This window comes from Thalassospira profundimaris, from assembly GCF_003326795.1.
GTDB classification, from domain to species: Bacteria; Pseudomonadota; Alphaproteobacteria; order Rhodospirillales; family Thalassospiraceae; genus Thalassospira; species Thalassospira profundimaris_C.
In genome coordinates this window covers 25659-40249 of sequence record NZ_JPWI01000006.1, presented here as the reverse complement: position 1 = coordinate 40249, position 14591 = coordinate 25659, and the positions used below count along the sequence as shown (strand labels likewise).

At 54.0% G+C, this 14591-nt stretch carries 13 protein-coding genes; 9 read left to right on the top strand and 4 right to left on the bottom strand.

Going from position 1 to position 14591, the window contains the following annotated elements; translation table 11 throughout:
* Positions 1 to 2: 2 nt before the first annotated feature.
* Complete coding sequence (locus TH30_RS10705; protein ID WP_258548697.1) at positions 3 to 1478, bottom strand: Y-family DNA polymerase; 1476 nt, start codon at positions 1476 to 1478, stop codon at positions 3 to 5.
* A gap of 73 nt (positions 1479 to 1551) precedes the next feature.
* Complete coding sequence (locus TH30_RS22540) at positions 1552 to 1956, bottom strand: hypothetical protein (protein ID WP_258548685.1); 405 nt, start codon at positions 1954 to 1956, stop codon at positions 1552 to 1554.
* A gap of 676 nt (positions 1957 to 2632) precedes the next feature.
* On the opposite strand from TH30_RS22540, the gene TH30_RS10695 reads away from it, so the two are divergent.
* The 9 genes from TH30_RS10695 to TH30_RS10655 all read left to right on the top strand — a co-directional run bounded on the left by TH30_RS10695 (position 2633) and on the right by TH30_RS10655 (position 13028).
* Positions 2633 to 3022, top strand: a complete 390-nt coding sequence (locus TH30_RS10695; RefSeq protein ID WP_114098092.1) for a hypothetical protein — start codon at positions 2633 to 2635, stop codon at positions 3020 to 3022.
* Complete coding sequence (locus tag TH30_RS10690) at positions 3019 to 5286, top strand: NosR/NirI family protein (RefSeq protein WP_114098091.1); 2268 nt, start codon at positions 3019 to 3021, stop codon at positions 5284 to 5286. Before TH30_RS10695 ends, TH30_RS10690 begins: the two co-directional genes overlap by 4 nt.
* Complete coding sequence (gene nosZ, locus TH30_RS10685) at positions 5286 to 7232, top strand: TAT-dependent nitrous-oxide reductase (protein WP_114098090.1); 1947 nt, start codon at positions 5286 to 5288, stop codon at positions 7230 to 7232. Before TH30_RS10690 ends, nosZ begins: the two co-directional genes overlap by 1 nt.
* 5 nt (positions 7233 to 7237) lie before the next feature.
* A complete protein-coding gene (locus TH30_RS10680; RefSeq protein ID WP_114098089.1) occupies positions 7238 to 8575 on the top strand; it encodes a nitrous oxide reductase family maturation protein NosD in 1338 nt (445 codons plus the stop codon).
* A complete protein-coding gene (locus TH30_RS10675; RefSeq protein ID WP_114098088.1) occupies positions 8547 to 9437 on the top strand; it encodes an ABC transporter ATP-binding protein in 891 nt (296 codons plus the stop codon). The genes TH30_RS10680 and TH30_RS10675 overlap by 29 nt, the downstream gene beginning before the upstream one ends.
* Complete coding sequence (locus tag TH30_RS10670; protein WP_114098087.1) at positions 9434 to 10255, top strand: ABC transporter permease; 822 nt, start codon at positions 9434 to 9436, stop codon at positions 10253 to 10255. Before TH30_RS10675 ends, TH30_RS10670 begins: the two co-directional genes overlap by 4 nt.
* Positions 10252 to 10854 carry a nitrous oxide reductase accessory protein NosL gene (locus tag TH30_RS10665; RefSeq protein ID WP_114098086.1) on the top strand — a complete coding sequence of 201 codons (603 nt, stop codon included), beginning with the start codon at positions 10252 to 10254 and terminating at the stop codon, positions 10852 to 10854. The genes TH30_RS10670 and TH30_RS10665 overlap by 4 nt, the downstream gene beginning before the upstream one ends.
* 8 nt (positions 10855 to 10862) lie before the next feature.
* The gene (locus TH30_RS10660; RefSeq protein WP_114098259.1) at positions 10863 to 11792 is read left to right on the top strand and encodes an FAD:protein FMN transferase; all 930 of its coding nucleotides are present in this window, start codon (positions 10863 to 10865) and stop codon (positions 11790 to 11792) included.
* Between the two features lie 96 nt (positions 11793 to 11888).
* Complete coding sequence (locus TH30_RS10655) at positions 11889 to 13028, top strand: NnrS family protein (RefSeq protein ID WP_114098085.1); 1140 nt, start codon at positions 11889 to 11891, stop codon at positions 13026 to 13028.
* 65 nt (positions 13029 to 13093) lie between these two features.
* Here the strand turns inward: TH30_RS10655 and TH30_RS10650 are convergent, their stop codons facing one another.
* Both TH30_RS10650 and TH30_RS10645 read right to left on the bottom strand, forming a co-directional pair.
* On the bottom strand, positions 13094 to 13789 hold the full coding sequence (locus TH30_RS10650; protein WP_181850238.1) for a Crp/Fnr family transcriptional regulator: 696 nt from the start codon (positions 13787 to 13789) through the stop codon (positions 13094 to 13096).
* On the bottom strand, positions 13767 to 14507 hold the full coding sequence (locus tag TH30_RS10645) for a Crp/Fnr family transcriptional regulator (protein WP_181850236.1): 741 nt from the start codon (positions 14505 to 14507) through the stop codon (positions 13767 to 13769). Before TH30_RS10645 ends, TH30_RS10650 begins: the two co-directional genes overlap by 23 nt.
* Positions 14508 to 14591: the final 84 nt, after the last annotated feature.

Sequence of the window (14591 nt, the reverse complement as noted above, 5' to 3'; positions counted from 1 at the left end):
CATCACCCTGCAAAAAGCCCGTGGACCGACCAGATATCCTGACCGGCAGGTCTGGTACGAAACAGCCACAACACCCGCCCTTTCTGATCACAGATACGGAAATAGTCGCGGGTCATCTGTGACAGGGCGTAATGATCCCGATCAAGATGCCCCCACCATTCAGGACAGAGGCGTTCCGGCCCGTCGGCATGTAAAATATCCACAATCATTTTTCGCCAGCGCAGGCGTGTCGGAGTGCCGGTCGGGTTACGGTCAATCACCTCAACCGGTTCTGGCGGATCGAGCAACCGGACCGGTCGTCTGGGCAAGGTGACATCGGGTAGGCGCGACGTTTTTGCCGGGCCGACCGGGGATTGTCGAATAGCGGCCCGTTCGGGCAAGTGGCTTGCATGATGGGCAGGGCGATACAGGATATCGTTGGGGCCCAGATGATGACTGATCCGGTCAATCAGCTGGGCGAGCGCGATAGCATCACCGGTCTCATCCTGCTGACGGTCAAGACGCACCTGACGAAAGGCAACATGTTCGACCCAAGGGGCATAGACAATGACCTGTTCAATCCCAAACCCGGTATCGACACCAGGCATTTTTTCTTCCAGTAACCGCAAGACATGGGCTGCTGACTGACAGGGGGCGCCGGTTGTGGTCGTGATGGTATGGGCATGGCCATCAACCCGGATCGACCGGACTACAAGCCGGCGCAGACCAAGGTTATCAGTCTGGAGCCTGTCACAGAGTTTCTCGGTCATGGTCCGGATCGCAAGAGCCAGATTGTCTGCATCGCCCAGTGGCTCGCCAAAGCTTTGCCTTATCAGCCATGGGCTATCGGGTAGTTCGAAATTCAGATATTCAGGCAAACGGCCATAAAACTGGTCAAGCCGATGCAACACATCAGGCCCCAGTCGGGTGGTGATATTGGCACGCGGCAAGGGGGTAATATCGCCCAGTTGTTTCAGGCCAAGACGCGACAGCAATGTGATGATGTCATCAGACAGACGCAGGGCCGAGACCGGAAATCCGGCCGCAGTCGCGTGATCATTTGGAAGTGACAGGGTACGTTCAGAAACATTCCCCGGATGATGGCGTGCGCAGGCCCATGCAGCCCCGGCTGTATCGGCAATGGCAATCCGGGCCGCGTAACCACGTGCTTTCACATCACGCAGGATGTGCGTGATCATGGCAGTTTCGCCCCCAAACAGATGGCTCCCCCCGGTGATCTCCAACCACAATCCGCCATCGCCCTGCAGGCTGCTGTCATGCAGCTCCCGATCCGGGGCAACCCACGGGCTGTATCGATCCATCGCGCGAATCAGGCGCGCCAGATGGGCTTGATAAAGATCGACATCCTCGGGGGTATCGATCAGATCAGGCAGGATGCTTCGGGCATCGGACAAACGCATGCCCCCGTGCAAACCAGTCATCCGCGCCGCATGATTCAGCCCGCAGACAAAGACCCCCTTATGATCGACACGTGTCACCACATGCGCACGATCTGCCGTGGGCCTGGTTGCGGTTTCAGATATGGCTGCGCTGCCGATTTCACGGGGATGATCAGCCGTGGAGAGGCTGATCGTCTGACAGTCGGTTTTCCAGTGGGTCAACCACAGATAAAGAAAGCGTTGCTGCATCGGTTTTGACTTTCCAGCTTCCCGGTCGGACCCCGCGTCCCCCGATCAGGCTGAGATGATGGATGCTCCCTGTCATATTCTGCTGCGTGTTCAGTTCCGGCTCGATCTTCCAGCGTGTCAGCGCACTTGACGGCATCAACCGTCCGATCCGTGAAGCCTGGCGTAACACAATGATTCGCGTCCCCGCGGCCTCGCACGCCAGCTGCAAGCGCCGCGCAACCGTCAAATCGTAATCCGTGGTTTCAAGAATGATTGATGCGATCTGCCCTGTTCTGGCGATCTCGGCACACGCCCACATTGCTGTTGCTTGCTGATCAACTGTCATCATCAAGGGGCAACATTCCCCCCCGGATCGGGCAGGAAAGCTCAGATGATAAAATCGCCCCTGATCAATGGCCCGTCTTTGCCGGATCCAGAAAACAGACCGTCCTGCTGATTTACCATCCTGATTTCTCTGATCGATCTGGGCCAGGGACCAGGCCAAAACCGATGCAGCACCCGCGTCATGACTGCAAATAATCTCATGCAGACCAACCGGTGCGAAACCGCCCAGACTGATATTTCCAGATAACACGATGTGTCCGAACACACGCGGTATTGCTTCTCCTGCTGCATCAGAAAAACAGGAGGCACTTATTTTCCACTGCTTCTCTGCCTGCGCCAAAGCGACACGGGCATCATGAAGTCGTTCCGCCAGCATCATACCTACACAAGACAAATGTTCACTATTTGTTCTTATTTAGGGATTGTCCTTGGCAGAGTCAAATCAAAAGCCTTCCTCAAGACGTGCGGCCAATGCTGTCTTGCGGATGCCTCAACAACAAAGTCAGGCTGAACTGCAACATAAAATTCAACCCTTGATAGAAAATCATCGCGTAATTATATCGCTTCATTGAGTGCACTCAACTTGGCCCTGGGCCGGGTGCCAACCATCAAAATAAAAAGAAGCCTCCACTTGATCACTATCAATAGTTTGCCCTCCTCGTTGTAGTACGAGAAAAACTATGAAAAACATGCTTCGCACACTCCTGTCGCTTCTGATTGTCCTGTCCGTGATCGGCACCGGGACAAATCAGGCCTTTGCGCAAACGGCGAAGCATTCTTCTCGTGCAGATCTTGTTGAAATCACGATCTGTTCCGCGGAACAAACTCCTAAAACGATACTGATTGATCAGAACGGAAACCAGGTTCCCGAACCTGCCCAATGCGACTGCCCAACATGCCCGAACTGTCTGATCGGATCTGCATTCAAACTTCCGCTTCCAATCGGTGAAATCGGGCATGACCGCAAAGTCATTCTGACCGTCATCCCGCAGTCATTTGACATCACAGGCGCAGCTTCGACTGCGCCTGCGACAGCACGCGCGCCCCCCGCACAAGGTTTGAATTCATGAAAACGCCATCTTACCAATGCTGTCCTCAAACAATCACTTGTTCGCGTCGCCCGCGTGCCCGTCTGACAAGACTACTGATTCTGGCAATTGTCTGTCTTCTGCCAGTTCTTCTGTCGGCATCTCCGGCATGGGCACAAAACAAACCCGTCCTTGCCCAATTCATCGACAAAATTCCTGCCGCATCGCTTGTAAATGGCGCCGAGGCCTATGGCCCTGTTCGCGATGATCTTCCCGTTGCACCGATTCTCAAACAGGGCAATCAGATCGGCTGGGCATTCATCACATCGGATTTCGTCGGCACAACCGGTTATTCCGGAAAACCCATTCATGTCATGGTTGCTGTTGGTCAGGATGCCAAAATCATTGGTGTCAAACTGGTCAAGCATTCTGAACCGATTGTTCTGATCGGTATCCCCGAAGCGCGCATCGCTGCCCTGACCGAGGGATATGTCGGATTTGACCTTGTTGCAGCGACCCAAAATGCCGACCATGACCTGAACATTATTTCCGGTGCGACTGTCACCATCATGGTGATTGATGACTCGATCCTTCGTTCCGGGATCAAGGTTGCGCGTGCGCTTGGATTGGGGGGACTTACTGCCCCTAAGGCCTCGACAGCCCAACAATTCAAAATCAATCCTGACGCCACCGCACCGGCCGACTGGCTAACACTGGTCGGGGACGGCACCATTCGCCGGATGTCTCTGGATGTCGGGCAAATCAATGATGCCTTTGCCGCGATGGATGATCCACGCGCAACCGAACGTCCGATCACCGCTCCGGCCGAAGACACCTTTATCGATATGTATGCAACCCTTGTCAGCATCCCCGCAATTGGCAAGGCAACGCTGGGCGAGCGCGGTTACAATAACTTGCGCAACTGGCTCAAGGAAGGCGAGCAGGCCATTCTTGTGACTGCACGCGGACAATATTCCTTCAAGGGATCCGGTTATGTCCGTGGCGGCCTGTTTGATCGTATCCAGCTGATCCAGGGCGACATGTCGGTACGTTTCCGTGATCGTAACCATCGGCGTGTCGGTGACATCATGGCCGACGGTGCACCGGAACTGACCGAGATGGATCTGTTCAAGATTCCGGCTTCAAACAATTTTGACCCGACACAACCATGGCGGCTGGAGCTTCTTGTCCATCGTGATATCGGGGCTATCGAGCGTCTTTATACGACCTTTGACATGGGCTGGCAGCCGCCAGAAAACTATCTTGAAAAAGTAGCCCCCCCGGCACAGGTCGCAGCACCAACAGAAGAACCTGCGCTTGAAAGCGACGAACAGGCTGCCAAAACAGCGCTGTGGCAGCGGATCTGGCGCGACAAGTCGCTCGAAATCATCGTTCTCAGCATCATGCTGCTGACCTTGACGACGGCCTTCTTCTTCCAGGGGATTCTGACGCGCTCTGCGAAATTTACCTTCTGGTTCCGCATTTCGTTCCTGACAGTCACCCTTGTTTTCCTTGGCTGGTATGCAAACGCCCAACTTTCCGTCGTCAACCTGATGGCGCTGACAAGTTCACTGGTGACCGGGTTCACCTGGGAAGCCTTCCTGCTTGATCCGCTGACCTTCATTCTGTGGTTCTCGGTTGCGGCTGCACTTATTTTCTGGGGACGCGGGGCTTATTGCGGATGGCTTTGCCCGTTTGGTGCCCTGCAGGAACTGACCAACCGGATTGCCAAGTTCTTCCATGTGCCACAATGGACCCTTCCATGGGGCCTGCATGAACGTCTTTGGGCGGTCAAATACATCATTTTCCTCGGCCTTTTCGGCACCATGCTGGCTTCGATTGACCAGGCCGAGAAACTTGCCGAAGTCGAACCCTTCAAAACCGCCATCATTCTTAAATTCGACCGGGCTTGGCCATTTGTTCTTTATGCCCTTGTCCTTCTTGGTGCCGGACTTTTCGTCGAGCGTTTCTATTGCCGCTATCTGTGCCCACTGGGTGCAGCGCTGGCAATTCCGGCACGCATCCGGATGTTTGACTGGCTCAAACGCTACAAGGAATGCGGCAGCCCCTGCCAGAGTTGCGCGCATGAATGCATGGTCCAGGCCATCCACCCAACAGGAGAAATCAACCCGAACGAGTGTCACAACTGTCTTCACTGCCAGGTGCTGTATCAAAGCAAAACAATTTGTCCGGTCGTGATCAAGAAACTCAAGCGGCAAGAAAGCCTCTTGGCGAGCATGGAAGGTGCGAAAAAAGCACTGAACCGGACCCAGACGACAAAGCAAAATCCCAAGGAGAATTCGTGATGTCTGACAATACAGAAAAAACCGGCGTAACCCGCCGTGGCCTTTTGACTGCCGCCGCAGGTGGTGCTGCCTTTGCCGGCGCTGCTGGTGCAGCACGTCTGGCCATGGTTGGTGGGGCAACAGGTGCTGCAACCGCGCTTTCTGTTGGAAGTGCACAGGCTGCAGCCGGCTCGGAAGTGAACCTTGCCCCTGGGCAGCTTGATGAATATTACGGTTTCTGGTCATCGGGCCAGACCGGCGAAATGCGTATTCTGGGCATTCCGTCGATGCGCGAACTGATGCGCGTCCCGGTTTTCAACCGCTGTTCAGCAACCGGTTGGGGTCAAACCAACGAAAGTCTGGAAGTTCTGACCGAGAACATGTTGCCGAAAACCAAGGATTTTCTCGCTGCAAACGGGAAGAAAGTCCACGACAATGGCGACCTGCACCACGTTCATATGTCCTTTACCGAGGGCAAGTATGACGGGCGCTATCTGTTCATGAATGACAAGGCAAACACCCGTGTTGCGCGTGTTCGCTGCGACGTCATGAAAACAGATAAAATCCTTGAAATTCCGAATGCCAAGGCCATCCACGGTCTGCGTCCGCAAAAATGGCCGCGCACCAACTATGTCTTTGCCAATGGCGAAGACGAGACCCCGATGGTCAATGATGGTTCGGTGCTCGATGATCCGTCAAAATACGTCAACTTCTATACCGCTATTGACGCGGACAAGATGCAGGTTGCCTGGCAGGTTATGGTTTCGGGTAACCTTGACAATACCGACGCCGACTATGAAGGCAAATATGCCTTCTCGACCAGCTACAACTCGGAAATGGGTATGAACCTTGCGGAAATGACCGCATCCGAGCTCGACCATGTTGTTGTTTTCAACATCAAGGAAATCGAAAAAGGCATTGCTGCGGGCGATTTTATTGAACTGAACGGCGTCAAGGTCATTGACGGCCGCAAAGGTCAGAACAAGAACTACACCCGCTATATTCCGATCCCCAACAGCCCGCATGGCTGCAACATGGCACCGGACAAAAAACACCTTTGCATCGCGGGCAAACTGTCCCCGACCGTTTCGGTGATTGATGTCACCAAACTTGATGCCGTGTTCTATGACGGTGCTGAACCGCGTTCAGCCGTTGTTGCCGAACCGGAACTGGGTCTTGGTCCGCTACATACTGCCTTTGACGGCAAGGGTAACGCTCTGACCACCCTGTTCCTCGACAGCCAGGTCGTAAAGTGGAACATCGAAAAAGCCGTTCGGGCCTATGCCGGTGAAAACGTTGATCCGATCATCAAGAAGGTCGACGTCCATTACCAGCCGGGTCACAACTCGACCTCGATGGGTGAAACACTGGAAGCCGACGGAAAATGGTTCATTTCGATGAACAAATTCTCCAAGGACCGCTTCCTCAATGTCGGCCCGCTCAAGCCGGAAAACGAACAGCTCTTCTCGATGGAAGGCGATGATCTTGTTCTGGTCCATGATGGCCCGACATTTGCCGAACCTCATGACTCGATCATTGTTCATCGTTCTGTGGTCAACCCGCTAAGCGTCTGGAACCGTCAGGACCCGATGTGGGCAAAAACCCGTGCACAAGCCGAAGCTGATGGCGTCAATATTGACGACTGGGCCGATACCATTGTTCGCGACGGCAACAAGGTCCGCGTCTATATGAGTTCGTCGGCACCGACTTTCAGCCTTGAATCCTTTACTGTGAAACAAGGTGACGAGGTCACGGTCATTATCACCAACATGGATGATATCGACGACCTTACCCACGGCTTTACCATGGGCGATCACGGGGTTGCCTTTGAAATTGCCCCGCAGGCAACGGCATCAGCAACCTTCGTTGCGTCGAAAGCCGGTGTCTACTGGTACTATTGCCAGTGGTTCTGCCATGCCCTGCACATGGAAATGCGCGGTCGCATGATTGTTGAACCGCGGAGTTAACCATCATGTTGCGTCCCGTTCTGATAGTACTGGCCCTGATTTTCTTGCCGCTGAATGTTTTTGCGGCAACCCGATCCGTGCCCGCAACGAACGGGGCGCTTGCCTCAGCCATCGCCGGGGCAGCCCCCGGCGATGTGCTTGTCCTTGAACCCGGACAACATCAGGGTCCGGTATTACTCGACAAACCGATCACACTTGACGGTCAGAACAAGGCGACACTGAACGGCAATGAAACCGGTAGCGTCATTACGATCACCGGACAGGATATTACCGTTCGTGGCCTTGAAGTTATCGGCTCCGGATCGTCACATGAAACCATTGATTCAGGCATTCAGCTTGAACGCACTGCTGCCCGTATCCTGATCGAGGAAAACCGGCTTCTGGGCAACTTGTATGGTGTCGACGTTCATGGTGCCCGCAACGCAACCGTTCGTGCCAATATCATTGTCGGGCGTCGTGATCACCGAATGAATTCGCGCGGCAATGGTATCTATATCTGGAATTCGCCCGGGACATTGATCGAAGAAAACGACATTCAATATGGTCGTGACGGCATTTTCGTAAACACATCCAATCGCGGAACATTCCGCAACAACCTGATGCGCGATCTGCGTTTTGCCGTGCATTACATGTATGCCCACGATTCAGAAGTGTCGGGAAACATATCGGTTGGCAATCATCTTGGCTTTGCACTGATGTATTCAAAGCGGATCACAGTGCGCGACAATATGTCGCTTGCCGACCGTGATCAGGGGCTGATGCTGAATTACACCAACAATGCCGATCTGGTCGGAAATCTCGTCCGCGGCACCGGGGAAAAATGCCTGTTCCTTTATAATGCCCATCGCAATCTGGTCAGCGACAACCGATTTGAAGGATGCGGCATCGGCATTCACTTTACAGCCGGTTCTGAAAGCAATGCCATTACCGGTAATGCCTTTGTCGCCAATCAGACCCAGGTCAAATATGTCGGCACACGCGACGTGGAATGGAGTTTCGATGGGCAGGGAAACTTCTGGTCGGATCATCCGGCATTTGATCTTGATGGCAACGGGATTGCCGATAGCCGGTTCCGTCCCAACGATCTGATGGACCATATTTTATGGTCACAACCAGCAGCGGGAATGTTGCTGGGGTCACCCGCCGTGCAATTGATCCGGTGGAGCCAGGCACATTTTCCCGCAACCCTGCCCGGTGGCGTCATCGACAGTTATCCGTTGATGGAACCATTAGACATTCCCGTTTCCGATAAGATCGCAACACTTGAAATGGCTGCTCGCACCAACCCTGTTTGGCTGCGTGAAAGGACTGAAGATGTGTCTGACCCTCTCGCAAGTCACTAAGTGCTACGATGATCATACCGTTCTGAACGCGGTCGGATTTGACGTCGCGGCCGGTGAACGTGTCGCTCTGCTTGGCCATAACGGCGCAGGAAAATCGACTTTAATGAAGATTATCCTCGGCCTTATTCCGGCCGACAAGGGCACGATAAAGGTGCTTGGCACCGAACCCGGCAGCAATATCGCCAAAACAGGCACGGCATATCTTCCGGAAAATGCCGCCTTTCACCCGGCGCTAAGCGGTTATGAACAGCTTTGTTACTATCTTCGTCTGCGCGGCGAAAACACCAATCAGGCCATGCCGCTGCTTGAGCGCGTCGGACTGGCACAGGCCGCAAAACGACGGATCGGCACATATTCCAAAGGTATGCGGCAACGTGTCGGACTGGCACAGGCTTTGATCGGTAAACCCAGACTTCTCATCCTTGATGAACCGACCAGCGGGCTGGATCCTGTTTCGCGGCGGGAATTCTATGTCATCCTTGATGAACTTGCGGCTCAGGGAACTGCCATTTTGCTGTCTTCCCATGCCCTTACCGAAGTTGAAGCCAGAACCGACCGTATCGTTATACTTTCATCCGGGGTCATGGTGGCAAACGACACGCTGGCCAGTTTGCGACGGCAGGCATCCCTGCCGATCCGCTTGCAGGTTTCTGCGTCTGTCGGCAAGGCCGATGAAGTCGCCAGCAAGCTTTCGGGGGATCGCCGTAACGGGGTGATGGTCGATCTGGTTTGCAGATCCGATGAAAAACTCGCACGTCTTGGCGATATTTCCGCACTTGGCTCCCTGATCGAGGATGTCGACGTCATTCAGCCCAGTCTGGAAGATATTTACAGCCATTTCAGCAAGGGAGGTGACGCATGAACCGCATTCTGGCATCGGCCCGTACCGAATTTATCATTGCCTTGCGCAATCGCTGGATCACCATTTCCGTCGCGATGATGGTGCTGTTTTCACTTGTTCTTTCTGCTGCCGGAAGTGCCCCGACCGGCGCACTTGGCGCAGACAAGCTTTCCGTCACAGTCGCAAGCCTGACATCGCTTGCCGTATATCTGGTGCCACTGGTTGCGCTTTTGATGTCCTTTGACGCCATTGCCGGTGAGATTGAACGTGGCACCCTGCCCCTTGTTCTGACCTATCCCGTCAAACGCGGCGAGCTAGTTCTGGGCAAATTCACCGCACATCTTGCCATCCTTGCCATTGCGATTGCGGCTGGTTACGGCATCGCAGCCATTGCGGCTGTTGCGACCGATCAGAATGCATTTCTGGGTTTACCGGCATTGCTGCGGCTGTTCTGGTCGTCACTTCTGCTTGGGGCGACCTTTATCGGTATCGGATACGGGATTTCGGCCTTTGCACGACGGCCCGGTGCCGCAGCCGGACTGGTCATTGGATTGTGGCTTGTTCTGATCGTGCTTTACGATCTTGGGCTTCTTGCTGCCATTGTTGCAGATGATGGCGGCACCTTTACCAATGACTATTTCCAGTGGTTGCTGCTTGGCAATCCCGCCGATGCCTTTCGTTTATATAACCTTGCCGCATCTGATGCGACCGCGGCTGCCGCCGGACTGGCAGGGGCCGCCAACAGCATCCCGCCTGTCCATGCCCTGATATCCATTCTGGCATGGCCGGTTGCTGCCATCGGTATCGCGCTCTTGGCGTTTCGGAGGGTTACACCATGAAACCCCGTAAATTTAACCTGTCTGTACTTGTGGTCGCTGGTGGTCTTTTGGGACTGGCTGCCTGTCAGGAACAGGTTGCAGAAACCCTGCCACCCCCGCTCGCAATGACCGAGGAATCAGTCGGGCATTTTTGCCAGATGAATATTCTCGAACATCCCGGCCCCAAGGCACAAATTCATCTTGAAGGCCTGCCTTATCCCCTGTTTTTCAGTCAGGTTCGCGACGGCATTGCCTATGAACGCATGCCCGAACAGAATTATAAAATCCGCGTCATATATGTCACGGACATGTCAAAGACCACCGACTGGGACAATGTCGGGGAGCAGAACTGGATACCGGCGGTGTCGGCACATTATGTCGTTGGATCGCGCATGGCCGGGGGGATGGGATCACCGGAACTTGTTCCCTTTTCGAGCCCGGATGATGCCCGGGCCTTTGCCGATCAGTATGGGGGTCAGGTCATGACGCTTGGTGATGTTGATGATGCGCTGGTCTTTAGCAACACCACCCCTGATGCACCAGTAAACGTCCCTGAAGCTGCAAACCTGCCCGAAGACACCGACTATCGCAGCCGTCTTGAAAGTCTTCGCAAAAAATGAGGTCCGCCATGCCCGCTATTTCACGACGTCGGTTTCTGACCATTTCTGCTGCAGCTGGCGCAATCAGCAGCATGCCTTTTGCCATATCCCATGCGCAAACTCCGGTCCAAAGCTGGAAAGGGATCGCAATGGGTGCTGCTGCATCGATCACATTGTCCCATCCTGATGCCGACAAGATCCTTGCAAGTGCGACCCGGGAGCTCGACAGACTGGAAAATATTTTCAGCCTCTATCGCGAAAACTCGACACTTTCCCGGTTAAACAGTGCAGGAAGCCTTGACTCCCCACCATTCGAACTTCTGGAATGCCTCGGGATTTGCGGCACCATCAACCGTGCAAGCAACGGGCTTTTCGATCCGACGATACAGCCGTTGTGGCAGCTCTATGCGACAAGCTATGCACAAGGGTACGGGCCTGAAACTTCTGCGATCAAAGACACACTTGCCCTGACCGGCTGGGAAAAACTGTCGATCTCCCAAAACCGGATTGCATTTGATCGTCCTGGCATGGCCCTGACCCTGAACGGCATTGCCCAAGGATATGTTGCCGACCGGATTGCATCACTGCTTCGCAGCAACGGACTGACCAACGTGCTCGTCAATACCGGAGAATTTCACGCAATTGGCGGCCATCCTGACGGCAATCCCTGGCCGATTTCCATTGATACCGGTTCGGGTATCAGAAAAGATCGGGAAATGTTGCGTGATAATGCTCTGGCCACTTCGTTGCCAACCGGAACGTTTTTTGATCAGGCTGGCCTGATCGGTCACATTCTTGATCCCCGCTCCGGCCTGCCCGCACAGGCACGTCGCCAAAGCATCACGGTCACCGCACCAAAGGCCGCCATCGCAGATGGATTAAGCACGGCCATGTGCCTGATGAATGATGAAGAATGCGCACAACTTCTTGGGCAGTTTCCGGCTGCAAAACTGGTCTAGGCGGGGCATTTCCCCTTGCCTGGCGATACCTCAGCCTGTTGAAGCCCAGCATAGCAACAAAGGAACCTGCCTCTCGCCGGGTTGGTAAGGCATGATATGCGCACAATCCGCACAGACTTTGTCACATTATTCATACTGGCCGGGTTGCTTGCCCTTGTTGCTGTTCCGCTAAAATTATTGTTCTGGGTTCCTGGCAGCGATGAAATCCTGACCCTTTTGCCCGTTCCGCAACGGGATTTCTGGCATGGTCATGAATTGCTGGCAGGTTACGGACAACTTGTTCTGGGCGGCTATTTGCTAACGCGGCCGGGAAAGCGAACCATCCGCTTTCTGATCATGCTCTGGCTTGTCGCCCGTATTTCGATCTTTGTCCCGGGTCTGGCCGGTCTTTATCTTGGTGCCTTTGGAAACCTTGCGACCTTCGGCTTGTTGTTCTTTTACGCCGGGCTTGCATTTTTCCGTGCCGCCAAGCGTCTGAAATCTGCCCTGCCCGGATTGATCATATTTCTACTTCTTTCTTCCGAAGCCGTTTTTCAGGCGGGCGGGATTCTTGCGAACCGGGCCCTTTCAGAAACAGCCTTGCTTGCAATGATATGGTTGCTGATTGTGTTGCTGTTCCTGATGGGGGGACGCATAATTGCCGCCGCCACATCCGGGGCGCTGCAAAAACGCGATATGTACCGCCCCTATATGGCGCAAGGCCGACTGGAAAATTATGGTCTTGTCGCTCTGATTCTTGCAGCCGTCAGTGACCTTGCCGGATTGCCGCCCCCCCTCAGCGCGCTGCTCGGGCTGCTGGCGGCGATGGTCATCATGCGTCGTCTCTGGAACTGGCGCGTCTGGCTGGTCGCTGATGGCTTTGACCTGACATCCTTGCATTTGGGATACGCGATGCTGGCGGTCGGACTGTGCTTTAACTCTGTCCTGACGCTGATCCTTGGCCGACAGGGGCTGATTGGATTTCATGGCGCAATGATCGGCGGTTTTGCACTACTTTCCATCACCGTCATGTGCCGCACAGTTTTACAACGGTTTCGCTTTTCTCTTAGCTTGCCGGTCTCGATGCGTATTTCCTGCGCCTGTGTGGCGGTTGCTTCCCTTACCCGAATGGCGGCAATTCAGGATACAGGCACAACTGAGCTCCTGGTCATGTCAGCCTTACTTTGGGAACTCGCATTTGCCGGATTTGTCTTCACATTGATCGCCCTTATATGGCGATTTAAAAAGACAAACTGATCCGGACGGATACGTATCTATCCGCTCCTGATGTCTCATCTCCATGCCGATCTTCTGGCAACCTGTTAGCGCGACAGTTCGATCAACGCAGCACGATCAAGAATTTGAAGTTTAGGCCCAGCAGCAATTGCGCCAGATGCCTCCAACTTCCGTAAAGAACGCGAAAAGGTTTCGGGTGTGATGCCGATCCGGCTTGCGATCTGACGTTTTTCCGGGAAGCTTGTGCCTCCCTGATCATCAAGAGGTTCACCACTACGTTCTTCGAAATCGATCAGGAAAGATGCGATTCTTTGTAATGGTCGTGTGTGGCGGATCTTGTAGATTTCCTCAAGGAAGAAACGTTCCCACCGCAGAAGACCGCTCAATACATCGCCCAGAACATCCGGGGCACTTCGCAATATAGACAGATAGGCTGCGCGCGGAATTTCAACAATCTCGCAATCTTCCATCACCTCGCAATCCACAGGATAGGGGCGACCGGCAAATGAAACCGCTTCGGCAAATGCGCCCGGCTGGGTCAGAAAATGCATGACGGTTTCTTCCCCGAGCGGCGACGTTTTCACAAGCCGCAAATGACCGGACAACAATATATAGAAATTCTCTGCGACATCACCGGCACGGAAAAGATGTTCGCCACGCGCATGACATGCAACCCTGCATCTCGCGATCAGACCTTCAATGCGGTCTTCACCAAGGGCAAAAAGCAACGGCACATTCATCATGATTTCGCGGTCGGAATCAGACAGCGGCTTTGAACGCATCTTCCTGCTCCTCTTTGCCCTGATTGCTGGAAAGACCGCACCATTCAGCAAGCATTTCAGCATCGGCAATCCGGATGATATGACCATTGGAATGCTGTGACACACCCATTTCGGAAAGCTTTTTCAATGCCCGTGAAATGGTTTCACTCGTCATGCCAAGCTTGCGCGCAAGGGCCGATTTTTCGATGGTCAGCGGCGTTTCATGTACGCCATCAATCGGGACAGCATCCGCCAGAAGATAAATACCCAATCGCTGAGCTGCAGAACGACATTTGAGTTCTTCGGCCTGACGTAACATCTGACACAACCGCTCGGTCATCGCAGACATCATGGTCAGGGCTCTGTCGAAATGGGCCGAAAGGAATTCCGAAAATGCCAGGCCATCAATGCGAATCGCCGTTGTGGCCTCCAGCGTTCTGAGTGACACGGCATAATAACCGTCCGGGACAAGTGCGCATTCCCCGACCAGTTGTCCGTCGCCCATAAGATCAATGACGCCATCCTTGCCGTCCCCGTCCTTGTAAGACAGCTCGACATGACCATTGACGATCAGATAAAGCGCCGAGGCAGGCTCCCCTGCCGTAATCATCGCAGTGTCGGTATCGAGGCGAACCCATTGGCATAGACTTGCCAACTCAAGAATATCTTCCTGTGGCCAGGTTCTGAAATAACGCGCAAAGCGAAGGACGCCCGAAATGCGCTCAATATCGTTCGTCATGGCATTGTCCATGGTGATAACGGAGCAGTGAGTTACTTACTGGAACCAATCTAACATCTGATGGAGGGGTTAGATTTGCTCCAA

Excerpts from the sequence above, each read along its gene's own strand:
- TH30_RS22540 (WP_258548685.1), bottom strand. The coding sequence starts at position 1,956 with ATGATGACAGTTGATCAGCAAGCAACAGCAATGTGGGCGTGTGCCGAG.
- TH30_RS10695 (WP_114098092.1), top strand. The coding sequence starts at position 2,633 with ATGAAAAACATGCTTCGCACACTCCTGTCGCTTCTGATTGTCCTGTCC.
- TH30_RS10690 (WP_114098091.1), top strand. The coding sequence starts at position 3,019 with ATGAAAACGCCATCTTACCAATGCTGTCCTCAAACAATCACTTGTTCG.
- nosZ (WP_114098090.1), top strand. The coding sequence starts at position 5,286 with ATGTCTGACAATACAGAAAAAACCGGCGTAACCCGCCGTGGCCTTTTG.
- TH30_RS10680 (WP_114098089.1), top strand. The coding sequence starts at position 7,238 with ATGTTGCGTCCCGTTCTGATAGTACTGGCCCTGATTTTCTTGCCGCTG.
- TH30_RS10675 (WP_114098088.1), top strand. The coding sequence starts at position 8,547 with ATGTGTCTGACCCTCTCGCAAGTCACTAAGTGCTACGATGATCATACC.
- TH30_RS10670 (WP_114098087.1), top strand. The coding sequence starts at position 9,434 with ATGAACCGCATTCTGGCATCGGCCCGTACCGAATTTATCATTGCCTTG.
- TH30_RS10665 (WP_114098086.1), top strand. The coding sequence starts at position 10,252 with ATGAAACCCCGTAAATTTAACCTGTCTGTACTTGTGGTCGCTGGTGGT.
- TH30_RS10660 (WP_114098259.1), top strand. The coding sequence starts at position 10,863 with ATGCCCGCTATTTCACGACGTCGGTTTCTGACCATTTCTGCTGCAGCT.
- TH30_RS10655 (WP_114098085.1), top strand. The coding sequence starts at position 11,889 with ATGCGCACAATCCGCACAGACTTTGTCACATTATTCATACTGGCCGGG.
- TH30_RS10650 (WP_181850238.1), bottom strand. The coding sequence starts at position 13,789 with ATGCGTTCAAAGCCGCTGTCTGATTCCGACCGCGAAATCATGATGAAT.
- TH30_RS10645 (WP_181850236.1), bottom strand. The coding sequence starts at position 14,507 with ATGACGAACGATATTGAGCGCATTTCGGGCGTCCTTCGCTTTGCGCGT.